Raw genomic sequence first — 23,422 nt, forward strand, 5'->3', positions numbered from 1 at the left:
CCCGGGCACTCTCACCCTCGACCGCCGGACGGCGGATGCGGTTCTCGAGTCACTCCTCGGGCCGCGTCTGCCGTTCTGCTCAGTTGTAGCGGTGGCTCTTCTGGGGATGCCCCTTCGGCCGGGTGCAGATGCGCCCGTTCATGCTGCGGTGACCGCACGCCTCTTCCGCGGGGTCTTCCTCGGTGTCGTCGACAGCCTCGGCCTCGGTGACCACCGGACGCAGCTGGACCACCTCGGCGACCTTCGGCTCTTCTGGGCCAGCCGCGGCGACAGACTCAGCGGCCCCGGCCTTTCCGGTGGTCTCGGCGTTCTCGGCCTTCTCGACCACAACGGCCTCTTCGACCGCCGAGCCCTCGACCGCGGAGCCCTCGACCTCGGAGGCCCCATTCGCGGAGCCCTCATTCGCGGAGCCCCCGACCGCCGGGGTGGACACCGCGACATCCGCAGGCCCGTCGGAAGAGTCGGAAGAGGCAGCAGCGGGCGCACCAGCGTCGGCCGCCGAACCTCCAGCGACCTCGGCCGCCCCGGCAGCTCCGGCGCCGGCAACCCCACCAGCTCCGGCGCCGGCAACCCCGGCAGCCCCGGCGTCGGCAACCTCGGTGACCGGGGCCTCGGCCGCAACCGCCTCCGCAGCCTTCTTGCCCCGACCTCGCCCGGCCGCCTTCTTCGCCGCCGCCTTCTTGGCCGGCTTGGCCACCCCAGCCTCAGCCACCCCGGCCCCAGCCGCATCAGCCCCGGCCTCGACCGCCGCACCGGCAGCCGACTTCGCCGCCGCCGGCCGCGCCGGCGCCTTGGAAGCCTTCGCCTCGGCCTTCTTCTGCGCCTCGTACCTCGCGAACCGGGCCTCGCGCATGGCCCTCAGGGCGTCTGCTTTGCTCATCGTTCGATCACACGTCAGAGACTATTGGTAGCCACCGACAAACTTGCCCCTCTCGTCCCTGAGCAGGCGAGCCTCACCCAAACCAGGCGTCCCTGAGCACGACCCCGGTACCCTCGGGGCCAAGCAAAGTTGCGCTTTCAATCAGGCGAGGAATTCACAGATGGAACTCGGCGTCACCACCTTCGCGGACAGCTACCCGGTGAACGGTGTGCCGACCCCGCACGGCGTCCGGCTGCGCCAGGTGCTCGAGGAGATCGAGCTCGCCGAGCAGGTCGGCCTCGACGTCTACGGCATCGGCGAGCACCACCGCGCCGACTTCGCCGCCAGCGCCCCCGCGATCGTCCTCGCCGCCGCGGCCGGCCGCACCCAAAAGATCCGCCTGACCAGCGCCGTCACGGTTCTGAGCAGCGCCGACCCGGTGCGGGTGTGGCAGGAGTTCACCACCCTCGACCTCCTCTCGCAGGGCCGCGCCGAGCTGATGGCCGGTCGCGGCTCGTTCATCGAGTCGTTCCCGCTGTTCGGCTACGACCTCGAGGACTACGACGACCTCTTCGCCGAGAAGCTCGACCTGCTCCTCGAGCTCACCCGTGAGGAGAAGGTCACCTGGCAGGGCCGGTTCCGCCCGGCGCTGCACGAGCAGGGCGTGTTCCCGCGCCCGGAACGTCCTCTGCCGGTCTGGATCGCCGTCGGCGGCACCCCGCAGTCGATCGTGCGCGCGGCACAGGACGGGCTGCCGGTCGCGCTCGCGATCATCGGTGGTCAGCCCGCGCAGTTCCAGCCGCTGGCGAAGCTCTACCGGCACGCGCTGAAGGAGTCGGGCCACGAGCCGGCCGAGGTCCCGCTCGCCGCTCACCTGCACGGGTACGTCGCGCCGACGGCCGAGCAGGCCGTGGAGGAGTACTACCCCTCGTACGCCCAGGCCATGACCGTTCTCGGCCGTGAGCGGGGCTGGGGTGCCATGACCCGCAACCAGTTCAACAACCTGCACGGCCGGGGCGGCTCGCTGGTGCTCGGCTCGCCCGAACAGGTGGCCGAGAAGATCGTCGACGTGCACCGTCAGCTCGGTCTCGACCGCTTCATGCTGCACATCAGCGTGGGCACGCTGCCGCACGAGCAGGTGCTGCGCTCCATCGAGCTGCTGGGCACGCAGGTCGCGCCGCTGGTGCAGGCCGAGCTGGGGCGTTAGGGGCAACCGTCCAACGGGGGACGCGTCGGTCGCCTGAGGCGACCACCTCGCCTCGGGGAGGTCCCCGACCGGAGGCGACCGGCGCGTCCCCCATTTGCAACCGCCCCGCCCACCTTGCTAACTTGCCGCCCATCATGGGCATCTTCTCGGCTAGCGCGCTGACCGTCGTGTCGGCTGCCGTCGCCGTGCCCACCCACCTGGTTCATGCGCATCATGGTCATGCCCGTCACGGCGTCCATATGCCGCCGGTGGGTGCTGGCTCCCGCTGAATCCAGGTCCTCACAGACCTGAACGGGTGAGCTCCGCACCGATCGGCTCCCCCTGACCCGCCCGGCACCGACCTGGGCCGGGTCGCCGTTCCGTTATCGCCCCTGCCGGCAAAGTGCCCGCGGGGCAACGGATCCGGCCATCGTCCGATCGCAGAAGCCCTTTCGAAAGGTTCTCTCGTGGGTACCCGGGAAGACGTTTACCAGCTCCTCGAAGAGAAGATGCTGAAGTACGCCGACTACGCCGACGTTCCGGTGATCGAGGTGGACGAAGTCGTTCTCTTCGAACCGGTTCCGCAACAGGGCGTGCTGCGGGTCGAGCACCTCGACCCCGAGATGAGCGAGCTCACGGGCGGAGTCGTCTACGTGCGCCGTCCGGTGGTCGACATGCTCTACCGCGCCGGGCAGGCCCTCAAGGCGCTCGACCGTTCGCTCACGCTGCAGGTGGTCTACGGCTTCCGGGCGCTGGAGGTGCAGACGCGCCTCTTCGAGGAGGCGAAAGACGCTCTGCGCGCGCAGTATCCGGCGGGCGACGAGCTGGTCGAGGCGGCTCACCGCAACGTCGCCGTGCCGTCGGTGGCGGGTTACCCGACGGGTGGGGCGGTGGCCGTGACGCTGCTGCGCGACGAGCAGCCGGTGGACATGGGCACTCCGGTGATGGAGGCCAACCGCGACTCCTTCACCTTCTCGCCCTTCGTGTCCCGGGAGGCCTGGGAGTCCCGACAGCTGCTGCGCCGGGCGATGATGGCGGCCGACTTCGCGCCCTTCGACGGCGAGTGGTGGCACTTCTCCTACGGTGACAAGGAATGGGCGCGCTACTACCGGCAGCCCGGCGCCCTCTACGACCAGCTGGCGTTCGCGGACGCCCAGAAGGTCGACCCGAGCGCCGACCTGGCTCTGTAGGCCTGTCGCGGTGGCCCGCGAAAGCGCCTACGGGTTCCCGTTTATGACCCCGGCTCAAGCTCTGCTAATGTATCTGGCGAGCCGGGATAGCTCAGTGGTAGAGCACCTGATTGTGGATCAGGAGGCGGGGGTTCGATACCCCCTCCCGGTACAAGTAGATCGCTTTGCGATCTCCTTGCGCGCCGGGCGTCCTCCCCAGCGCACGAGGAAGAAGACCAGCACATGACCGGCCTGGTTCGCCCGCAGAACCTGCGTGGATTCCGCGACCTGCTGCCCGAGGAGATGCTCCTCCGCAACGAAGTCGTGGCCCGCATCACCAAGGTCTACGAGAGCTTCGGGTTCGTCCCGCTCGACACCCCCGTTCTGGAGTCCCTGCCCACGCTGCTCGGCAGCGGTGGCGAGGAGGCCGACAAGCAGATCTTCATCGTCCGCGAGAACGTCAAACCGGTTGCGGCAGAGGGCGAAGAAGAGGCCGGCCCGGTCGAGGTCGGGATGCGCTTCGATCTCACCGTGCCGTTCGCGCGGATCATCGCGCAGTACGCCCCGCAGCAGATCAAGCTCCCCTTCCGGCGCTATCACTGCGGCCCGGTCTTCCGTGCCGACGACCCGCAGCCCGAGCAGGGCCGGTTCCGCCAGTTCACCCAGTTCGACGCCGACATCGCGGGCAGCTCCACGGTGGCCGCCGACGCCGAGATCGTGGCCCTGCTCACCTCGGCGTTCGACGCGCTCGACCTGGGTCGCGGAGACGGTTACGTCGTCCGGGTGAACAACCGCAAGCTGGTGGACGCCTTCCTGGCCGGAGTCGGCATCGGCGAGTTCGAGGTCGCCCGGCACGTGCTGCGGGTGCTCGACAAGGCCGACAAGATCACCCCCGAGGCGCTGCGCGCCGAGCTGGGGGAGGGCCGCTTCGACGTCTCCGGCGACCGCATCCGCGGCGTCGGGCTGGCCGAGGACCTGATCGACCGGCTGCTGGCGTTCGTCGGGGTGCAGGGCGCCACGCGCACCGAGACCCTCGACCGGCTGGCCGCCCTGCTGCCCGACGACGAGCAGGCCCAGGCCGCCGTCGCCGAGGTCCGCGAGTTCCTCGGCCACCTCAAGGCGCTCGGGGTCAGCGAGGCCGGGGTCAAGCTCGACCCGAGCCTGGCCCGGGGGCTGGCCTACTACACCGGCACGGTCTACGAGGCCACGCTGGTCGGGGCCGGGGTCGGCTCGATCGGGGGCGGCGGCCGTTACGACGGTCTGGTCAGCCGCTTCAGCGACGACCCGGTCGCCGCCGTCGGTGTCTCGATCGGCATCGACCGGCTGGTCACCGGCCTGGCGAACCTGGGCATCGCCTACAGCACGGCGAAGACCACGGCCGACGTGGTGGTGCTGGTCATGCCCAAGGTCGATCCGGTCGAGGCGACCCGGGTGTCGGCGCTGCTGCGGGAGGCCGGCGTGGCCACCGAGCTGTACGTCGGTGAGTCGGTGGGCAAGGTCGGCAAGCAGCTGGCCTACGCCAACAACCAGGGCTTCAAGGCCGCCGTGATGATCGGTGGCAACGAGGTGAAAGACGGCACGGTGACCGTCAAGAACCTGATCGCCGGCGCCGAGTCGCGGGCCGCGATCGCCGACAACAGCGAGTACCGCGCGGCCAAGGCGGCCGGGCAGATGACCGTCCCCCGGGCCGAGCTGCTCGCCACCGTGCGGGAGATCCTGGGCACCGTTTCGGAGGAGAACCGATGAGCCGCAAGCAGATCACGCTGGGCATCCCGAAGGGCAGCCTGCAGCAGAGCACGCTGGGCATCTTCGAGCGGGTCGGCCTGCAGTTCACCGGTGGCTCGCGCACCCTGTGGCTGAGCTCGAACGACCCGGAGATCGTGCCGGTGCTGCTCAAGCCGCAGGAGATCCCGATCTACGTGAAGTCGGGTCGGCTCGACGCCGGGCTGTCCGGCCGGGACTGGATCGTCGAGCAGGACGTGCTGCAGGACATCGCGGTGAAGGCCGAACTGCCGTTCTCCCGGCAGACCTCGCGCCCGATCCGCTGGGTGCTCGCGGTGCCGGCCGCCTCGCCGATCAAGACCGTCGAAGACCTGCGCGCCGAGTGTGACCGCCGGCGTCTGGCCGGCGACCCGTTCGTCATCTCCACCGAGCTCACCCGCATCTCGCGGATGTGGCTGGCCCGGCAGGGTGTGGATGCGCACGTCGAGTTCTCGTGGGGTGCCACCGAGGCCAAGGCGGAGTACTTCGCCGACGCCATCATCGAGGGCGTCGAGACTGGTAACTCGCTGCGCGCCAACCACCTTCGTGAGGTGGCCGAGGTCTTCAGCTCGACCAACCAGTTCTTCGTCAGCCGCCGCATCTACCGTGACGACGAGTGGAAGCGCTCCAAGCTCGACGCCCTCTCGCACCTGATTCGCGGTGCCCTGCGTGCCAACGACGTGGTCGAGCTGCGCGTGGTGGCCGAGAAGCCCCTGCCCCTGGAGACGATCCTCGGACCCGACGCCAGAGTGGTCTCGGCGTCCGAAGCCGTTGCCGGGCAGGGATTCACCGCCACCGTCACGTTGCCGAGGGGCTCCGTGCCCTACGCCCTGCCCGCCGTGATCGCGGCCGGGGCCACGGACGCCTGGGTCTCGCCGATGTCGATCTACTACAGCCACGAGGCCGACGCGACGTCGAAGGCCGCGGCCGAGGCCCGCAACGCCAGCGCCAGCCTGCCGCTCGCGCCGCTGGCCCCGACCGGTATGGCGTAACTCCGAGGCGGTGGAGTGCCTCGGAGTCTGGGCACCCGGGGCGCGGGTGGCTGGGTGCCCGGGGCGCGGGGACGCGGGTGGCTGGGTGCCCGGGGCGCGGGGACGCGGGTGGCTGGGTGCCCGGGGCGCGGGGACGCGGGTGGCTGGGCGCTCGGGGACGCGGGTGGCTGGGTGCGCGGGGACGCGGGTGCTCGGGATGCGGGTGGCTGGGTGCTCGGGATGCGGGTGGCCGGGCACTCGGGATGCGGGTAGGCGGGTGGCTGGGCCCGGAGTCCGAGTACGTGAGTAGCTGGGTGCCCGGGGCGCATGCCGATCTCCGGGGCCCGAGCCGTCAGTGCTCGGCAAGGCCCGGGAGCCCAAGTCTCCAATACCCCAAGCGCCCCATGGGCCACGAGGCTCCAGGGTGCGGGTTTTCATTCTCAAATTGCTCGTACGATCCGTAAGGCTCTCAGGCTCAGGACCTTACGGATCGTACGGCGGTCTTGATAGCAAAGACCCTCACCCTCTCGGGACCAAGACCAAGACCAAGACCAGGAGCCGGAACCCGGGGCGCCGGAAGCAGGAGCCCGGAACCAGGAGCCCGGAACCAGAGATCCCGAACCGAGCGCCCGGAATCAGCCGGGTCCGCTCACAGTCTCGGGTCGATCGGCTCCGACTCCAGCGCCAGCACCGAGAACACGGCCTCGTGCACCCGCCAGAGGGGCTCGCCGGCGGCCACCCGCTCCAGGCCCTCCAGACCCAGCGCGTACTCCCTCAGGGCGGCAGCCCGTTTACGGCCCACCGCACGGGACTTCAGCCGGGCCAGGTTCTCCTCGAGCAGGTAGTCCGGGCCGTAGATGATGCGCAGGTACTCGGGGCCACGCACCTTCAGGCCGGGCTGCACCAGGCCTCGCTTGGTACGGGTCAGGTTGGCCAGGGGCTTCACCACCATGCCCTCGCCCCCCTCCCCGACGAGCTCCTCCCACCAGGTCACCGCCAGGTCGACGGCGCCGGCCGCGGCCGGGTCGAGCACCATCCGGCGGGTGGTGAGGAACAGCGGGTCGGCCTCCACCAGGCGGTCGGCCAGGGCCAGGTGCCAGTGGTGGTCACGGTCGTGGAAGGTCGTGCCCTCGGCCGCGAGCAGCTGGAAGGGAGCCACCCGCACGCCGTCCAGTCCTTCGGAGGGCCAGACGTAACGGCGGTAGGCCTGCCCGAACGCATCCGCGGCGTCGCGCCGGGCCCAGGTGCGGTTGCGCAGCTCGAGCAGGGCCGGCACCCGCTGCGCGGCGGCGTTCAGGGCCTCGACGGCCGGCGGCAGGGCTGCGCGGGAGGCTGCTCCCACCGCCGCGTACTGCTCCCGGATCAGGGCGTCGGCCTTCAGCGACCAGGGCAGGATCTCGGCGTCGAGCAGCACCCAGCCGGTGTCGAGCTCGTTCCAGATGCCGGTGCTCTCCAGGGCCGAACGCACCCGGTCGAGAAGGGCTTCCGAGTCGCTGACCGACGAGAAGAAGGGACGGCCGGTGCGGGTGTGCACGATTCCCGTCTGCCCGTCGGGGAACCCGAAGCGCGAACCGGCCACCGACGCGTCGCGGCAGACCAGCACGACGGCCCGCGAGCCCATGTGCTTCTCTTCGCAGATCACCTCGGGCACGCCGTCTTTCGCGTACGCGGCGAACGCCTCGGCCGGGTGCTCCAGCAGCCCGGGCCGGGTGCTGGTGGGTGTCGGGGCCATCGTGGGCGGCAGGTACAGCAGCCACCGCGGGTCGACGGCCCAGCGGCTCATCACCTCGAGGGCCCCGGCCGCGTTCTCGGCCGAGACCGTGACCCGGCCGTGGTGACGGGTCTGCACCGAGCGCTTGCCCGAGACGTCGGCGAGCGTGAGAACATCCGGCTCGCGCGCGGTCTCGGGTTCCTTCGCCGGGTCGGACGGCACGAACGGCTTGGCCGGCTCGTACCAGACCTGCTCGGCCGGCACGCTGACGATCTCACGCTCCGGGTACCGCAGTGCCGTCAGGCTCCCGCCGAACACCGCGCCGGTGTCGAGGCAGAGGGTGTTGTTGATCCACTCGGTGGTCACGGTCGGCGTGTGCCCGTAGAGCACCGTCGCGCGGCCCCGGTAGTCCTTGGCCCACTGGTAGCGCACCGGCAGGCCGTAGCTGTCGGTCTCGCCGGTGGTGTCGCCGTACAGCGCGAAACTCCGCACCCGTCCCGAGGCCCGGCCGTGGTAGGCCTCTTTCAGCCCGGCGTGGGCCACGACCAGGTTGCCGCCGTCGAGCACGTAGTGCGAGATCAGGCCCTCGCAGAACGCGGCCACGGTGGTGCGGAACTCCGGCGTCTCCGACGCCAGCTGGGCCATCGTGCGCTCCAGCCCGTGCGTGAGCTTCACGTCGCGCCCGGCCAGGGCCCGCACCAGCTTGTGCTCGTGGTTGCCGCTGACGCACAGCGCGTGGCCGGAGTCGATCATGCCCATCACCAGGCGCAACACACCGGGGGAGTCGGGGCCCCGGTCGACCAGGTCACCCACGAACACGGCCGTGCGCCCGGCCGGCGGCACCGCGTCGACCGGGTTGCCCGCCGGGTCGAGGATCAGGCCGTAACCCAGCTTGCCGAGCAAGGTCTCGAGCTCGGCACGGCAGCCGTGCACGTCGCCGATCACGTCGAACGGGCCGGTGCGCGCGCGCAGGTCGTTCAGAAGCGGCTCGCGCACGATCACGGCCTCGGCCGCCTTCTCCGGCGAGTCGAGCACGTGCACCCGGCGGAAGCCCTCACGCTTGAGGCCCCTCAGCGAACGGTGCAGCGACTCGGACTGCCGGTGGATCACCCGCGCCCCGAAGTCCCGGTCGGTGCGGGACGCGTTGCGCTCGAGACACACCTCTTTCGGCGTGTCCAGCACGATCGCCACGGGGAGCACGTCGTGGTCGCGGGCCACCCGCAGCAGGCTCGCCCGCGCGTCCTTCTGCACGTTGGTGGCGTCCACCACGGTGAGCAGCCCGGCCTCCAGGCGCTTGCCCACGATGTAGTTCAGCACGTCGAACGCGGCGGCCGTGGCGTCCTGCGAGTTCTCGTCGTTCGAGACCAGGCCTCGGCAGAAGTCGCTCGAGATCACCTCGTAGGGGCCGAACTTGGCCCGCGCGAAGGTGGACTTGCCCGATCCGGAGACGCCCACGAGCACCACCAGGCAGGTGGCGGGAACGGTCAGCTGGTGCTCGCTCATCGGGACACCTCCAGGGTGAAGACGGCCAGTTGCGTCGGGGGGCCGGCCTCCGGATGCTCGGTGCCGACGCCCTTGAACCGCACGGAGTACCCGTAGCGCACCGCCACATCGGCGGCCCAGGCCTGGAACTGCTCCCGGTCCCACTCGAAACGGTGGTCGGTGTGCCGGGTCTCGCCGTGCTCCAACCCGAAGTGCGCGTTGTGCTCCACGTTCGGCGTGGTCACCAGCACCACCCCCGGCCGTGCGGTGCCGAAGACGTTCGCCGCCAGCACCGGCAGCCGCGAGGGGTCGACGTGCTCGATCACCTCGGACAGCACCGCCGCGTCGTAACCGCTCAGCGAGGCGTCGGCGTAGACCAGCGACGACTGCCGCAGCGTGATGCGCTCACGCACCCGGTCGGACTGCTGTTCCAGCCGCAACCGGCGCACCGCGGTCTGCAGCGCCCGGTGCGACACGTCCACGCCCAGAAGTCTCTGATAGCGCGGGTTCTCGAGCAGCGCCCGGAGCAGCTTGCCCTCCCCGCAGCCGAGGTCGGCCACGCTCTGCGCACCCGCCGCCTCGAGCGACTCGACCAGGGCGTTCACCCGCTGCACCCACAGCGGAGCCTCCGGCCCCGCGAGAACCGGCGCGACCACGGACCCGTCGGGAGAGACCGACCCGACCGACGCGTCCTCAAGCTCGTTCTCCTCGGCCACCAGATCGGGCGACACCTCGTCCTCGAGACCGGCGAACCGCTCGGACGCGTCGTCGACCAGGCGCCGCTGGTGACGCAGGTACCGCTCGGTGATCAGCGCGCGCTCGGGGTGCTCGGTGAGCCAGCCCTCCCCGGCCCGCACCAGTTTGTCGACCTCGTCGGCGGTGACCCAGTAGTGCTTGGCGTCGTCGAGCACGGGCAGCATCACGTAGAGCTGACTCAGTGCGTCGGACACCAGCTTGCGGCCACTCAGACGCAGGTCGACGTAGGGCGAGTCGCCCCAGCCGAACTCCGGGTCCAGCGGCACCGGCGTCACCGAGACCGACCAGCCCAGGGGCTCGAAGAGTCGGCGCGCCACGTCGGTGCCACCCCGGCAGGGCAGTGCCGGTACGTGCAGCGACAGGTCGAGCGGCGCCCCGGGCAGGTCGGGCCGCACGTCGCAGCGACCACTGATCGCCGTCTTGAACACCTTGCCCAGCGCCACGGCGAGCATCGACGAGGCGGCGTAGGGCCGGTCGTTCACGTACTGCGCCAGCGAGAAACCCTCGGCCGGCCGGGAGCCACGGCCCCGCACCAGCGCGATCGGGTCGACCTCCAGCAACAGGGCAGCCGTGCAGGTGGTCGCGTCGGCGCGCGGGTAGAACACGTGCGCCGTGCCGACGGGCAGCCCGAACTTCTGCGCCCGGTCGGGATGCTTGTGCAGCAGGTAGCCCAGGTCGGTGGCCGGAGCCTCGGTCCGCTCGCTGGTCGAGGTGATCGTCAGGAACACGAGAGCCAGTCTGTCAATCGGGGCGGCTCCGGCCCACGCAATTTCGGCGTGGGTCGGAGCCGATTATCGAGATCAGGAGTTGTCGATGATGTCTCGGAGCACCTGAGCCTGTTCCTGAACCGAAGTGACAGCCTGCTGGACCTCCATCGCCTGACTGGAGGTGTGCCGGGCACGCTCGGCGATGACCGAGATGGTCTGAGCGATACTCTCGGTGGTGGCGGACTGCTCCTCGATGGCGGCGGCGATCGTCTCCTGGGACTCGCGGATCCGGTCGACCAGCCCGTCGATTCCGGCCGTGGCCTCGGCACTGCCGTCCGCGGCCGTCTGGATGTCCTTGATCTTGTTCTCGATGTCGCTGATGCTCGCCGTGGTGGTCTCGGCCAGCTGCTTCACCTCGTCGGCCACGACCGCGAAGCCCTTGCCCGCCTCGCCGGCCCGGGCCGCCTCGATCGTGGCGTTCAGGGCCAGCATCTTGGTCTGCCCGGCCACCGCCTCGATGATGCGCAGGATCCCGCCGATCTCGTTGCTCATGCTCTGCAGCTCGCGCAGCTGCTGCAGGTTCTGTGCGGTGGCGTCCACGGTTCGCTGCACCTGCTGGGTCGCCTCCGAGGAGGCCCGGGCGATCTCGCGGACGGCCGCGTTCATCTGTTCGGTGGCGCCGGCCGCGTTGGTCGCCTGCTGCGAGGTGTCACCCGCGGTCTCGGCCAGCGTGCGTGAGACATGGTCGAGTCGCGACGTCACCTCCTCGTTCGCGGCGAAGGTGGCGTTCGCCCGCGCGTTGCGATCGGTCACGTTGTCCCAGGCCACGATGTAGCCGAGGCGTTGACCGTCGGTGTCCGTGATGGCGTTGATCATCGTGCGCAGGGTGACCCCGCCGAAGGAGAAGACCGCGACCCGGGGCAGAGCACCCGGTTCAGCCAGGATGCGCTCGATTCGCGAGGGGTCCTTGTGGAACCGGTGGATCGAGCCGCCCATCAGGTCGTGCAGGCTCACCCCGAACGAGGCGTGGATCTTCGGGGCGAGCTCGCCGAGCGTCGCGAAGGCCAGCCGGTTGGCCCAGACCAGGGTCAGGTTCATGTCGGCGATGAAGCAGTTCACGTGCACGCTGTCGAGTGCGGCGCGCAGCGGGTGGGTCTGGTCCTGCAGGGCGGTGAGGAGCGACGCCTGTTGCGGCGCCTTCCTGGCTCGCGTCATCAACAGACTCATGGCAGTTCCCCCGATGCTTGAGTTGATCGCCTCGTTGCTAGGGAGGTTGTCGCCAGGGACGGCCAGATCTTGAAGAACTGCGGCCCGCGTCCTTGAGGTCGGGACCTTTGGCCCGGGCCGTTCGGCGACAGCTCCGAGGCAGGACGATCAGGTCGGCGTGGGGCTCTTGCATCTTCCCTGCATCGAGTGCCTTAATGATGGCACTGAGTGCATTGGGGCACCCAGGACGAGAGGAGTCGGGCCATGACCAGCACCTTGACCCCCACCCTCGGCGGCGCGAAGCATGCCGAGGCGCAGCTCTACGTCACGGCGACGCACAAAGTGCGGTCGTCATCCGGGAAACCTCCCTTCGCCTGGGTCCCCTACGGCGCTCAGCACGCCTGGCAGGCCGGTTCACGCAAGACCCTGTGCGGCGAGTGGACGTCCGGCTGGACCGTCTTCTGGGACCGCCCGTTCTCGGCCGCCCCGCACGAGGCCTGCCCGGCCTGCGTCGAGGCCTCCCTGCCGGAGGCGTCCCGCCGCCGGCTCGACCCCGCGCTGCGGCGCACCGCCTGACTTTCGCGAGAACCAAGGCGGCTTGAGGACGTTCCGGTGCCCGAACGTCCTCAAGCCGCCTTGGTTCTGTGGTCGGGTCGCGGGGGCGACAGGGGCTGCGGCGTGAGCCGTCCCACTGCCCGGACAGCCGCCTGCCCCGCTTCGCCGGGTATGGTCACGGGCATGTCACGGGTCCCGCTCGTCCCCGGAGAGCAGTCCGCCCCGGGAAGCCACCCCGACACCGGGCGGCGTATCGCAGCCGCGGCTTTCGAATTGTTCGAGGCCCGGGGCTACGACGGCACCACGGTCGACGCGATCGCCGAGAGAGCGGGCATCGCCCGGCGCACGTTCTTCCGCTACTTCCGTTCCAAGGACGACGTGATCTTCCCCGATCACGACTCCCTGCTCGCCATGGTGAACCAGCACCTCATCGCCCAGACCGCCCTCGACCCGATCGAGGCCATCTGCGGCGCGGTGAAACTCGTGCTGCTGAGCTACCTCGACGACCCGAAGGTCTCGGTGCAGCGCTACCGGCTCTCGCGCAGCGTGCCGGCCCTGCGCGACCGCGAGCTGGCCAGCGTGCAGCGCTACGAGCGCACCTTCAGCCGCTACGTGCGCGGGCGGCTGGCGGGAACGCTGCCCGAGGCCCAGGCCGTGCTGCGCGCCGATGTCGTGGCGGCCGCGGTGGTCGCCGCGCACAATGCCGTGCTGCGCGAATGGCTGCGCGCCGGAGGCGGTTACGACCCGATCGGAGATCTCGACACGGCGTCCGGGTGGGTGATGCAGACGTTCGGCGCCGCCCCCACGGTGCCCGGCACCCCGCCCGTCACCTCACCCGTCGCTCCGCCGGTGAAGGGCCCGAACGACGACGTGGTGGTGGCGGTGTTCCGCGCCGGCCAGCCGCTCGACGACGTGGTCGCGCGGATCTCCCGCTCGCTGAGCAGCTAGATACGCGCACGCCACACGTCGTCGTCGGTGAGCAGCGAGCTGACCACCTCGGGCAGCGTGCCGTTGCTGACGTCGGCGAGCGTCGCCGTCTCGAGCACGACGCGCATCTTGGCACGCAGTGCCACCCAGACATCTCGCAGCGCCACGGCCGCTCCCGAGTAGGCCACGTCCTCCGGGCGCTCCCCGGCGATGTTGGCCAGCGGCCCGTCGATCACCCGGATCACGTCGGCGATCTTGATCTCCGCGGCGGGCTGGGCCAGCCGGTAGCCGCCCTCGGCCCCACGACGGCTCTGCACCAGACCGGCCGTGCGCAGCTCGGCCAGGATGTTCAGCAGGAAGGGCAGCGGGATGCTCTGCCGTTCGGCCACCGTCTCGGTCTTGATCCACGCGCCCTCCGGGGCGGCGGCGAGCTCGAGGGCCGCCCGGACTGCGTAGTCGGTCTTCGCGGAGATGCGCACCCGCCCATTGTGCCGGGTGTCGCCAGGACCTAGTGCACGTCAGCGGGTTCCCGCTCGCCGTCGTGACCGTGGGTGCGGGCACGGCGCCGTTCCAGCACCAGGCTCACCGCCGCCGTTCCCCCGATCAGCCCCACCACCACGGCCAGGCTCACCCAGGTCGGGATCTCCGGGGCCCAGCCGAACCCGGTCTCGTGCATCGCCTCGAGAATCAGCTTCACCCCGATGAAGGCCAGCACCAGCGAGAGCCCCTTGTTCAGGTGCTCCAGCCGGTCGAGCAGGCCCCGCACCACGAAGAACAGCTGGCGCAGCCCGATCAGCGCGAACGCGTTGGCACTGACCACCAGGAACGCCTCGGTGGTGAGCCCGAAGATCGCCGGGATCGAGTCGAGGGCGAACAGCACGTCGGTGACGCCGATCGTCAGCATCGTCAGCAGCAGGGGAGTGGCCCGCCGGTGACCGTTCTCGCGCACGAACAGGCGGGTTCCGTGCCAGACCCGGGTGCTCGGGATCAGCCGGCTCAGGGCGCTCGCGGTGGCGGGCACCTCCTCGTCGTCCTCCGCCGGCGCGGGCGAGGGCCGGATCATCGTCCAGGCGGTGTGGATGAGCAGCGCGCCGAACAGGTAGAAGACCCAGGAGAAGCGGGCGATCGCCACCGCGCCGACCGCGATCAGGACGCCGCGCAGCACCAGGGCGATGACCACGCCGAAGGTCAGCACCCGCAGCTGCAGCTGCTGCGGGACGCCGAAACGGTTCATCAGCACGAGGAACACGAACAGGTTGTCGATGCTGAGGCTGTACTCGGTGAGCCAGCCGGCCAGGAACTGCCCGGCCGGCCCGGACCCGAACCCGGCCCCGACCGCCACCGCGAAGAGCAGGGCCGCCACCACGTAGAAAGCCACCCAGCGGGCGCTGCTGCGCGCCGTCTGCCGGTGACTGTGCCCGCTGAGGATCAGGTCCACCGTCAGGAGAAGAGCGATCAGGCCGAGAGTGCCGGCCCACCACAGGATGCTGACGTGCATGTCACGCCTCCCGGCCCCGTGAGGGAAGAGGGCCTCATCCGGCCACTTTCGCACCGTTCGGGCCGGCAACCGCGCGCGATGCGCCGCGGGTGCGTCTGCTTATCTGGAGGCATGCTCCTGCTGATCCGTCGCCGCGTCGATCCCGAACTGGTGCTCGTCGCCGTCGTGGCCCTCTGGATCGGGATGTTCCTGCTGGTGGACGCGGCGCCGGTGGCCTGGGTGGGTGGTCACGAGCTGGCCCGTCAGCTGGTGCTCGGGATCGCCACCTGGGCGATGCTCGCCCACCTCCTGCGGCGCGAGAGCGTGCTGGTGCGCTGGCAGACGATGCTGGTGGTGCTGTTCGCGTCGATCGTCGAGTACACGTTCTCGCCGCTGCTCGAGGCCTACACCTACCGCATCGGCACGGTGCCGATGTTCGTTCCGCCGGGGCACGGCCTGGTGTATCTGGCGGCCCTGGCCCTGGGACGTTCCGGCCTGGTCCGGCGGCACGCTCGCCTCTGGTCGGTGGGCACGGTGGTGGCCGGCGGGGCCTGGGCGCTGCACGGCCTGTTCCTCGCCGAGCGGCCCGACGTGCTCGGCGCGTTCTGGTTCCTGTGCCTGCTCGGGTTCATGATCTGGGGCCGGGCCCGGCTGCTCTACGTGGGCGCGTTCGTGGTGGTGACCTACCTGGAGCTGCTCGGCACCGCGCTGCACACCTGGTCGTGGGCGCCCTACGACCCGGTGCTGGGCGTGATCAGCCAGGGCAACCCGCCCTCCGGCGCGGCGGGCGGGTACGGCTGGTTCGACCTCTACGCGACGCTTCTCGCGCCCCGGCTTCAGTCTTTGTTCAGCAGCTCGAGGGTGTCGGCGTGGAGAAGGCCGTTGGTGGCCACGGCGTTGCCGCCGAACGGGCCGTCCTTGCCCTCGAGCGAGGTGAACGTGCCGCCGGCCTCGACCACGATCGGAACCAGCGCGGCCATGTCGTACAACGCCAGCTCGGGTTCGCAGGCCAGGTCGACGGCACCCTCGGCGAGCAGCATGTACGACCAGAAGTCGCCGTAGGCCCGGGTGCGCCACACGGTGCTCATCAGCTCGCGGAAGTTCTCGCCCAGGCCGCGCTCGTCCCAGCCGCCGAGCGAGGCGTAGCTGAGCGAGGCGTCTTCGAGCCGGGCGACGCCCGAGACCTGGATGCGCCGGGCCTTGGTCAGGCTCCGCCCGGTCCAGGCGCCGGTGCCCCGGCTCGCCCACCAGCGGCGCTGCAGCGCGGGGGCCGAGACCAGCCCGACCACCGGGTTGCCGTTGTCGACCAGCGCGATCAGGGTGGCCCAGACCGGCACCCCGCGCACGAAGTTCTTGGTGCCGTCGATCGGGTCGATGATCCACTGACGGCTGCCGTGCCCGGTGACACCGAACTCCTCGCCCAGCACCGAGTCGCGGGGCCGGGTGCGCTTGAGCTGGCCCCGGATCAGTTCCTCGGCCGCCCGGTCGGCGTCGCTCACCGGGGTCAGGTCGGGTTTGGTCTCGACCTGGAGGTCCGCCGCCAGGAAACGGGCGTACGTCACCGAGTCCACCTGGTCCGCGAGCACGTGTGCAAGGCGGAGATCGTCTTCGTAGCCCACAGCTGGACGGTACAGCGCTTCGGTCACGCCCAGGTCACGCCGGGGTGGAGGGGGTTGATGGGAATTCATCTATGGATTTACTGAGGAATTCCTGTGGGTACTAAGACCATTGGGCAGTTCTTGAGTGATCGCAGAGAATTGTTTGAGGGTTTAAGCTTTATCTCATGTTCGATCTCTTCAACGGTATGCCGGTCCACGCGCTCGTCGTCCACGCCGTCGTCGTGCTGCTGCCGCTGATGTCGGTGGTCACGGTGGCCTTCGTCGCCCGTCCCCGCTGGCGGCGCGAACTTCCCTGGGCGGTGCTGGGAAACCTGCTCGCCGCCGCGGCCACCTACGCCGCCATGGAGTCGGGTGAGAAACTCCAGGCCCGTCTCAGCAATCCGGATTTCGAGCCGGTGGCCAAGGATCACGGCGACATCGCGTCACTTCTCATCTACTTCGCGATCGCGCAGTTCGTGGTGTCGCTCATCGCCTGGCTCCTGCTGCGCACCCGCTCCGACGCGCCGTCCACCTCGGCGCCGAAGCTCGCCACCTCGCTGGTGCTGACCCTGGCGGTCGGGGTCGCGGCCGTCGCCTGGACCTACCGGGTGGGGGACAGCGGCGCCGAGGCGGTCTGGAAGGACACGATCGCCTCGACGAACCAGTAGCCGTCCGAGGCCGGCCGGTCAGCTCACCCTCAGTGGTCCGGCTGCCCGGCCTTCGCCCGCAGCAACCGCCGGAACGACTCCAGCCGGGCCGCCCCCGACGTCCCCGCGTGCCCGTCCGCCACCCACGCGTCCAGACCGCACTCCGGCTCGTCGTGCGTGCATCCCCGCGGGCACTCGTCGGTGCCGGCCTCGAGCTCGGGGAAGGCGTGCACCAGCCGGTCGGGATCGACGTGGCCCAGGCCGAACGACCGCACCCCGGGCGTGTCCACGACCCAGCCGCCGCCGGGCAGGCGCAGTGCGATCGCCGAGGTGGAGGTGTGGCGGCCCCGGCCGGTCACGTCGTTGACCCGCCCGGTCGCCCGCTCGGCCCCGGTCAGGGCGTTCACCAGCGTCGACTTGCCCACGCCGGAGTGCCCCACCAGCACCGTGACCCGCCCGGCCAGCTTCTCCCGGATCTCCTCGAGCCCCTCGAAGGCCTCGGGGGACGAGCGTCGCGACACCAGCCAGGGCACCTCGAGCGCCGCGTACTGCGCCGTGAACTCCGCCGGGTCGGCCAGGTCGGCCTTGGTCAGCACCAGCAGCGGGTCGAGCCCCGCGTCGTAGGCGGCGACCAGGCAGCGGTCGACCATGCGCGGGCGCGGCACCGGATCGGCCAGCGCGGTGACGATGGCCAGCTGGTCGGCGTTCGCCACGATCACCCGCTCGACCACGTCGGTGTCGTCGGCACTGCGCCGCAGCAGTGAGCTGCGCGGCTCGACCTTCACGATCCGCGACAGCGAGCCGGGGGCACCGGAGACGTCGCCGACCAGCCCGACCCGGTCGCCCACCACCACGGCGGTACGGCCCAGCTCGCGCGCCTTCATCGCGGTGACCACCAGGTCGTCACCGGTCGCCTCGAAACCGCCCAGCAGACAGCCGAACCGGCCGCGGTCGACGGTGACGACCTGAGCCGTCACCGCGTCCGCGTGCACGGGCCGTTCCTTCGTCCGCGGCCGTGAGCCCTTGGGGTTGGGCCGGAACCGGATCTGCGACTCCTCGTCCTGCCCTCTTCGCCGGGGACTCACCGCTGCGAGGTGCCGTCCGATCCCGTCAGCATCCGTTCCCACAACTGGGTGAACTCCGGAAGGGTCTTGGCGGTGGTGCCGATGTTCTCCACGCCCACGCCCGGCACCTTCAGGCCGATCACGGCGCCCGCCGTGGCCATGCGGTGGTCGGCGTAGCTCCGGAACACCCCGCCGCGCAGTTTCGCCGGCTTGATGATCAGGCCGTCGTCGGTCTCGGTGACGTTGCCGCCGAGCCGGTTCAGCTCGGTCGCCAGCGCCTTGAGCCGGTCGGTCTCGTGACCCCGCAGGTGCGCGATTCCCCGCAGGTGCGAAGGGGTTTCGGCGAGCGCGGCAATCGCCGCGACGGTCGGGGTGAGCTCACCGGCGGCACTGAGGTCGGCGTCCAGGCCGTAGATCTCGCCGGTGCCGCTCACGGTCAGGCCGTCGCGGTCGAGGGAGACGTCGGCGCCCATCTCGTCGAACAGGTCACGCAGGTGGTCGCCCGCCTGGGTGGTGTACTGCGGCCAGCCCGGCACGGTCACCGACCCACCGGCGACCAGGGCCGCGGCCAGGAACGGCGCGGCGTTGGACAGGTCGGGCTCGACCATCACGTCGAGCCCGCCGACCCGGCCGGGTTCGACCCGCCACACGTCGGGCTCGGAGTCGTCGACGACCACGCCGACGTCGCGCAGGGCCTCGACGGTCATCGTGACGTGCGGCTCGCTCGGCACCCGGCCGCCCACGTGGCGCAGCGTCAGGCCCTCCTCGAACCGGGCGCCCGCCAGCAGCAGGGCCGAGACGAACTGCGAGGAGGCGGACGCGTCGATCTCGAGCGTGCCACCGCGCACCGAGCCGGTGCCCCGGACCGTGAACGGCAGACGGCCGTCGCCCCCGTCGTCGACGGCGACGCCCAGACCGCGCAGGGCCTCGATGATCGGGCCCATCGGGCGCACCCGGGCGTGCGGGTCGCCGTCGAAGAAGATGTCGCCGTTCGCCAGCGCGGCGACCGGCGGCACGAAGCGCATCACGGTGCCGGCCAGGCCGACGTCGATCGAGGCCGGACCGCGCAGCTCGCCCGGGGTGATCAGCCAGTCGGCGCCGAACGCGCCGGTGGCGACCGCGTCTTCCAGCCCGGTGCCGAGGCTGCCGATCGCCGAGGCCATCAGCAGGGTGTCACGCGAGCGCAGCGGTGCCCGCAGGCGGGACGGCTCGTCGGCGAGCGAGGCCAGCACCAGATACCGGTTGGTGAGGGACTTGGAACCGGGCAGGGACACCGTCGCGGAGACCGGGCCCTCCACCGTCGGGGCCGGCCAGGGTGCTGCCTCGTCGCTCACCGGGGTACTCATCGCCTGAATCGCGCTACTTCCGTCGTCGCCCACTGCCGCCGAAACGGCTTACCGGCGACGAGCGTATCTGGCGGGACACGCGAGGGGCAGCCCCGTTTCTCCCGCGCGGTGACCGCGCGGGAGCGGCCGGTTCCGGGCGGCCTCAGATCGGCAGGGCGTGCCCGGCCTTCTGCGCGGCCCGATGGGCCTTCGCCGACTGCTTGGCCGCGATCTTCTCGGCCTTCTTGCGGGCCCGGCGGCTGGTCCGGCCGGCTTCCTTCGCGGCCTGCCGCGCCGCCTTCTCGGCCTCACGGGCGAACTCCTGCGCCTGCTTGCGCGCCTTCTTGGTGGCCTTGCGGCCGCTGACCTTCACCTCGGCGACGGTGTCGTGCGCGTCGGCGCGGACCTCGCGCACCGCCAGCCCCGCCGCCTTGCGGGCCTTACGACCGCGGTAGGCCACGCTCGGCTTGCCCTCGGTGTCGACCGTGGCCAGCAGCGCGCCGCCGATCAGCCCCAGCGTCTTCACGAAGGTGGCCTGCTTCTCGCGGCGCAGCGCCGGGTCCTTCTCCTTCCAGAACGGCTCGACCGGCTGCACCACGGGGGCGGTGACCACGATCGCCAGCGCGGACAGGCGGGGCAGCCGGCCGGCGGCCAGCAGCGAACCCGCCACAGCCGTCACGGCGCCGGCGGAGCGCACCACCATCACCGGGTCGTTCGGGAGGCGCAGCGGCCCCGACACCTGCTTCAGCACCGGGCGGGCGGCCTCGGCGTGGGCACCGGGGTGACGTGCCGCCTCGACCCCGGACTGGATCAGAGGGGCGGCGAGAAGGGGACGGGCGACACGGCGTACGAGGGTCATGGTTCTTTGCTACTCCTCAATGAGGGCCGACGCGAACGGACAGGCCGGAAAAGCGCCTAAATCAGCACCGTCTCACAGGCCGTTCAGCAGATCGAACAGATCACACCTACTGTGATCCACATGTGCGGACGCTACGCATCCAGCCGGGGTCACGAGGAACTCGTCGTCGAGTTCGAGGTCGAGGAGGACCACCTCGACGGCACCCGGACCCAGGCCAAGTACAACGTCGCCCCCACCGACACCGTGCCCGTCGTGATCGAGCGGATGGCGGTGCCGCACCGCGACCCCGACGAGCAGGTCCCGATGTCCGAGAACCCGGCGGACGACGAGGACGACGACGCCCGGTCCGTCGACGACCTGGTCACCGCCGCCCTCGGCGACGGCCGTCCGGAGCAGATCGTCGCGGACGACGACGGTGCCCGCCCGGTGCGGCAGCTGCGTGAACTGCGCTGGGGTCTGGTGCCGAGCTGGAGCAAGGACGCCTCCGGCGGCGCCCGTATGATCAACGCCCGGGTCGAGACCTTCCTGGAGAAGTCCGCGTTCAAGCGGGCCGCCCTCTCGCGCCGCTGCCTGGTGCCGGCCGACGGCTGGTACGAGTGGCAGGTCAGCCCGACCGAGAAGGACGCGAAGGGCAAGCCCCGCAAGCAGCCGTTCTTCATGAACCTCGCCGACGGTGAGCCTCTGGCCTTCGGCGGGGTCTACGAGTTCTGGCGCGACGCCGAGCTGCACGCCGACGACCCGCAGGCCTGGCTGGTCACCTTCTCGATCATCACCACGGCCGCCGAACCCGGGCTCGACACCATCCACGACCGCATGCCGCTGGTCCTCCCGAAAGACCGCTGGGCCGACTGGCTGGACCCGGCCGTCAAAGACGCGCCGAGCGTCCGTGCGCTGACCCTCGACCTGCCCGGAGGGCGGTTCGACGCCCTGCCGGTCACCAGCCGGGTGAACTCGGTGCGCAACGACGGCCCGGAGCTGCTCGAGCCGGCGCCCGCCGACAGTCTGATCGGCGTGGTCGACCCGGCCACCGGTGAGCTGCTGGGTGGCCCGGTCGCCGATCCTCTCTTCTGAGCAGGGGCTTTCATGGTGGACGACGTGAGCACCGACGATCCCGGCGCACCTTCGGAGGTGGTCGGGATCGAGACCGAACTCGGCCCGGCCCGGGCTCATCTGTGGAAACCGGCCCAGGCCCCGGTCGGCCGGATCGTGCTCGGGCACGGCGCCGGCGGGGGTATCGGGGCGGCCGACCTGGTGGCCGTGCGGAAGGCCGCCGTGGCCGCGGGCTGGCTGGCCGTGCTGGTCGAGCAGCCCTGGCGGGTCGCCGGCAAGAAGGTGGCCGCGGCCCCGCCCAAGCTCGACATCGGCTGGCGGGCGGTGCTCGCCGCGCTGAACCGGAGGCCGGACTTCAGGCGCCGCCCGGTGCCGCTGGTGCTGGGCGGGCGCAGTGCGGGGGCGCGGGTGGCGTGCCGTACCGCGGCCGAGCTCGGCGCCACCGCCGTGTGCTGCCTGGCCTTCCCGCTCCATCCGCCGGGCCGTCCGGAGAAATCCCGGGCCGATGAGATCGCCCTGCCCGCGGAGGCCGGGATCGGGGTGCTCGTGGTGCAGGGGGCGAAGGACCCGTTCGGCTCCGGCCCCGACATCGAGGCGCTCGGCCTGCCCGGCGTCGAGGTGGTGGGGGTCGAGGGTGATCACTCTCTGAAGAAGTACGCCCCGGTCGCGGAGGCCGTGGCGGCCCGGCTCCCCGGATGGGCGAAGCACGTCTGAACGGGCTGGAATGACCTCCCCGCATCGTGCGTTGTGATGACTGCGCAAGCGGTCACCGGCCCCCGGGCCCGGGAGTGTCGGGCACGCCCGAACGGGTGACGTGTGACCGTCCGTGACCGCTACGTCAATCCCCCCATGACCTCCCGAAACGGTGGCTCGTCGGGGTGTCCGCGAAGAGTGAGGAGTGTGCCGTTGCTACTCGTGACGACGGTGGAGGAACGGCCCACGGGGGCAGAACGGTCGTCCGGTCAGTCCACCGGGAGAACCTGGGCGGGAAAAGCCGCTCCGGTGCAGCTAGGCTCGTCGGTGATGGATGCCCAAGCGGGTCGCGCACCGGCGACTGAGAACCCCGAGGAGCGGTCTGCCCGCTTCGAACGGGATGCCCTGCAGTACCTGGACCAGCTGTACTCGGCGGCCCTCCGGATGACGCGCAACCCGGCGGATGCCGAGGACCTCGTCCAGGAGACCTTCACGAAGGCGTTCGCGTCCTTCCACCAGTACCAGCCCGGCACGAACCTCAAGGCCTGGCTGTACCGGATCCTGACCAATGCGTACATCAACACGTACCGCAAGAAGCAGCGCGAACCCCAGCAGGCCCAGACCGACGAGATCGAGGACTGGCAGATCGCCCGGGCGGAGTCTCACACCTCCGCCGGTCTGCGTTCCGCCGAGGCCGAGGCTCTCGACCGGCTGCCCGACTCCGACGTCAAGGAGGCGCTGCAGCGCATCCCCGAGGAGTTCCGCATCGCGGTCTACCTCGCCGACGTCGAGGGTTTCGCCTACCGGGAGATCGCCGAGATCATGGGCACCCCGATCGGCACCGTGATGTCCCGGCTGCACCGCGGCCGGCGCCAGCTCCGCGACCTGCTCGAGGAATACGCTGCCGAGCGTGGCATCGTCGCCGCGCGATCCCAGGATGGTGCCGCATGAGTGCCTGCAACGAGCCGGACTGTTCCAAGGTGCTCGACCAGGTCTACGAGTACCTGGACGGCGAGATGGGTGAGGCCGAGATCGCCCAGATCCGGGTGCATCTCGAGGAGTGCTCACCCTGCCTGCAGCAGTACGACCTCGACGTCGCGCTCAAGGCCCTGGTGCGCCGCTGTTGCCAGGAGACGGCCCCGGCCGACCTGCGCGACCGCATCATGATCAAGATCACCGAGGCCCGGATCGAGCTCAACGGCTGAACCGGCCCTGACACGACAAGAGGCGTTGCCCCGGTGGGGCAACGCCTCTTGCTGCTTCTGGCGCTCAGGCTCAGGCGTTGGGACGGCGACCGTGGTTGGCCGCGCTGCCCTTGCGCGAGCGGCGCTTGCGACCGCGCTTGCTCATGGCATTCTCCTTCACTCGACTACCCGTCATCTTTTCACGTCCGGGCCGATGCTCCGGACGAAGGGCTCG

Annotated in this window: 22 protein-coding genes and 1 tRNA gene; 12 read left to right on the forward strand and 11 right to left on the reverse strand. The window is 70.7% G+C overall.

The window, feature by feature from the left end; genetic code table 11:
• Window positions 1-79 precede the first annotated feature (79 nt).
• The gene (locus tag J2S57_RS15905; protein WP_307243438.1) at window positions 80-880 is read right to left on the reverse strand and encodes a hypothetical protein; all 801 of its coding nucleotides are present in this window, start codon (window positions 878-880) and stop codon (window positions 80-82) included.
• A gap of 160 nt (window positions 881-1,040) precedes the next feature.
• Here J2S57_RS15905 and J2S57_RS15910 point away from each other — a divergent pair, with 160 nt between their 5' ends.
• The 5 genes from J2S57_RS15910 to hisG all read left to right on the forward strand — a co-directional run bounded on the left by J2S57_RS15910 (window position 1,041) and on the right by hisG (window position 5,967).
• The gene (locus tag J2S57_RS15910; protein ID WP_307243440.1) at window positions 1,041-2,066 is read left to right on the forward strand and encodes an LLM class flavin-dependent oxidoreductase; all 1,026 of its coding nucleotides are present in this window, start codon (window positions 1,041-1,043) and stop codon (window positions 2,064-2,066) included.
• A gap of 446 nt (window positions 2,067-2,512) precedes the next feature.
• Complete coding sequence (locus J2S57_RS15915; RefSeq protein ID WP_307243443.1) at window positions 2,513-3,235, forward strand: M15 family metallopeptidase; 723 nt, start codon at window positions 2,513-2,515, stop codon at window positions 3,233-3,235.
• An 80-nt stretch (window positions 3,236-3,315) separates the two neighbouring features.
• Window positions 3,316-3,386 (forward strand) — tRNA-His (locus J2S57_RS15920).
• Between the two features lie 71 nt (window positions 3,387-3,457).
• Window positions 3,458-4,960 (forward strand): histidine--tRNA ligase, encoded by a 1,503-nt coding sequence (gene hisS / locus J2S57_RS15925; protein WP_307243445.1) that lies wholly within the window; start codon window positions 3,458-3,460, stop codon window positions 4,958-4,960.
• A complete protein-coding gene (gene hisG, locus J2S57_RS15930; protein ID WP_307243448.1) occupies window positions 4,957-5,967 on the forward strand; it encodes an ATP phosphoribosyltransferase in 1,011 nt (336 codons plus the stop codon). Before hisS ends, hisG begins: the two co-directional genes overlap by 4 nt.
• A 628-nt stretch (window positions 5,968-6,595) precedes the next feature.
• Here the strand turns inward: hisG and J2S57_RS15935 are convergent.
• The 3 genes from J2S57_RS15935 to J2S57_RS15945 form a co-directional block, all read right to left on the reverse strand.
• Window positions 6,596-9,160 (reverse strand): polynucleotide kinase-phosphatase, encoded by a 2,565-nt coding sequence (locus tag J2S57_RS15935; RefSeq protein WP_307243450.1) that lies wholly within the window; start codon window positions 9,158-9,160, stop codon window positions 6,596-6,598.
• Complete coding sequence (locus J2S57_RS15940; protein ID WP_307243453.1) at window positions 9,157-10,623, reverse strand: 3' terminal RNA ribose 2'-O-methyltransferase Hen1; 1,467 nt, start codon at window positions 10,621-10,623, stop codon at window positions 9,157-9,159. The genes J2S57_RS15935 and J2S57_RS15940 overlap by 4 nt, the downstream gene beginning before the upstream one ends.
• 72 nt (window positions 10,624-10,695) lie before the next feature.
• The gene (locus tag J2S57_RS15945; RefSeq protein WP_307243455.1) at window positions 10,696-11,829 is read right to left on the reverse strand and encodes a methyl-accepting chemotaxis protein; all 1,134 of its coding nucleotides are present in this window, start codon (window positions 11,827-11,829) and stop codon (window positions 10,696-10,698) included.
• A 243-nt stretch (window positions 11,830-12,072) separates the two neighbouring features.
• Between J2S57_RS15945 and J2S57_RS15950 the strand changes: the two genes are divergently transcribed.
• Window positions 12,073-12,384 (forward strand): hypothetical protein, encoded by a 312-nt coding sequence (locus J2S57_RS15950; RefSeq protein ID WP_307243457.1) that lies wholly within the window; start codon window positions 12,073-12,075, stop codon window positions 12,382-12,384.
• A 162-nt stretch (window positions 12,385-12,546) separates the two neighbouring features.
• Window positions 12,547-13,311 (forward strand): TetR family transcriptional regulator, encoded by a 765-nt coding sequence (locus J2S57_RS15955; protein ID WP_307243460.1) that lies wholly within the window; start codon window positions 12,547-12,549, stop codon window positions 13,309-13,311.
• Here J2S57_RS15955 and J2S57_RS15960 read toward each other — a convergent pair.
• The 3 genes from J2S57_RS15960 to hisN all read right to left on the reverse strand — a co-directional run bounded on the left by J2S57_RS15960 (window position 13,308) and on the right by hisN (window position 16,401).
• On the reverse strand, window positions 13,308-13,769 hold the full coding sequence (locus J2S57_RS15960) for an RrF2 family transcriptional regulator (protein WP_307243463.1): 462 nt from the start codon (window positions 13,767-13,769) through the stop codon (window positions 13,308-13,310). The genes J2S57_RS15955 and J2S57_RS15960 overlap by 4 nt on opposite strands.
• Before the next feature lie 29 nt (window positions 13,770-13,798).
• Window positions 13,799-14,788, reverse strand: coding sequence for a TerC/Alx family metal homeostasis membrane protein (locus J2S57_RS15965; RefSeq protein WP_307243465.1), 990 nt, complete (start codon window positions 14,786-14,788; stop codon window positions 13,799-13,801).
• 815 nt (window positions 14,789-15,603) lie between these two features.
• Complete coding sequence (gene hisN / locus J2S57_RS15970; RefSeq protein ID WP_370882656.1) at window positions 15,604-16,401, reverse strand: histidinol-phosphatase; 798 nt, start codon at window positions 16,399-16,401, stop codon at window positions 15,604-15,606.
• 149 nt (window positions 16,402-16,550) lie between these two features.
• On the opposite strand from hisN, the gene J2S57_RS15975 reads away from it, so the two are divergent.
• On the forward strand, window positions 16,551-17,033 hold the full coding sequence (locus tag J2S57_RS15975) for a DUF2231 domain-containing protein (RefSeq protein ID WP_307243468.1): 483 nt from the start codon (window positions 16,551-16,553) through the stop codon (window positions 17,031-17,033).
• Between the two features lie 29 nt (window positions 17,034-17,062).
• Here J2S57_RS15975 and rsgA read toward each other — a convergent pair whose 3' ends face one another.
• From rsgA to J2S57_RS15990, 3 genes are all read right to left on the reverse strand, one after another.
• On the reverse strand, window positions 17,063-18,118 hold the full coding sequence (gene rsgA / locus J2S57_RS15980; RefSeq protein ID WP_370882657.1) for a ribosome small subunit-dependent GTPase A: 1,056 nt from the start codon (window positions 18,116-18,118) through the stop codon (window positions 17,063-17,065).
• Window positions 18,094-19,422 carry a 3-phosphoshikimate 1-carboxyvinyltransferase gene (gene aroA, locus J2S57_RS15985; protein ID WP_370882480.1) on the reverse strand — a complete coding sequence of 443 codons (1,329 nt, stop codon included), beginning with the start codon at window positions 19,420-19,422 and terminating at the stop codon, window positions 18,094-18,096. The genes rsgA and aroA overlap by 25 nt, the downstream gene beginning before the upstream one ends.
• Before the next feature lie 142 nt (window positions 19,423-19,564).
• On the reverse strand, window positions 19,565-20,260 hold the full coding sequence (locus J2S57_RS15990; RefSeq protein WP_307243476.1) for a DoxX family protein: 696 nt from the start codon (window positions 20,258-20,260) through the stop codon (window positions 19,565-19,567).
• Between the two features lie 120 nt (window positions 20,261-20,380).
• Between J2S57_RS15990 and J2S57_RS15995 the strand changes: the two genes are divergently transcribed.
• From J2S57_RS15995 to rsrA, 4 genes are all read left to right on the forward strand, one after another.
• Window positions 20,381-21,331 carry an SOS response-associated peptidase gene (locus J2S57_RS15995; RefSeq protein ID WP_307243479.1) on the forward strand — a complete coding sequence of 317 codons (951 nt, stop codon included), beginning with the start codon at window positions 20,381-20,383 and terminating at the stop codon, window positions 21,329-21,331.
• A gap of 12 nt (window positions 21,332-21,343) precedes the next feature.
• The gene (locus J2S57_RS16000) at window positions 21,344-22,024 is read left to right on the forward strand and encodes an alpha/beta hydrolase family protein (RefSeq protein ID WP_307243481.1); all 681 of its coding nucleotides are present in this window, start codon (window positions 21,344-21,346) and stop codon (window positions 22,022-22,024) included.
• Between the two features lie 177 nt (window positions 22,025-22,201).
• Window positions 22,202-22,954, forward strand: a complete 753-nt coding sequence (locus tag J2S57_RS16005) for a sigma-70 family RNA polymerase sigma factor (protein ID WP_370882481.1) — start codon at window positions 22,202-22,204, stop codon at window positions 22,952-22,954.
• Window positions 22,951-23,208 (forward strand): mycothiol system anti-sigma-R factor, encoded by a 258-nt coding sequence (gene rsrA, locus J2S57_RS16010; protein WP_307243485.1) that lies wholly within the window; start codon window positions 22,951-22,953, stop codon window positions 23,206-23,208. Before J2S57_RS16005 ends, rsrA begins: the two co-directional genes overlap by 4 nt.
• Window positions 23,209-23,278: 70 nt before the next feature.
• On the opposite strand, the gene J2S57_RS35340 is transcribed toward rsrA, so the two are convergent.
• Window positions 23,279-23,353 (reverse strand): 50S ribosomal protein bL37, encoded by a 75-nt coding sequence (locus J2S57_RS35340; protein WP_370449906.1) that lies wholly within the window; start codon window positions 23,351-23,353, stop codon window positions 23,279-23,281.
• Between the last annotated feature and the right edge of the window lie 69 nt (window positions 23,354-23,422).

The organism is Kineosporia succinea, assembly GCF_030811555.1.
GTDB lineage: Bacteria > Actinomycetota > Actinomycetes > Actinomycetales > Kineosporiaceae > Kineosporia > Kineosporia succinea.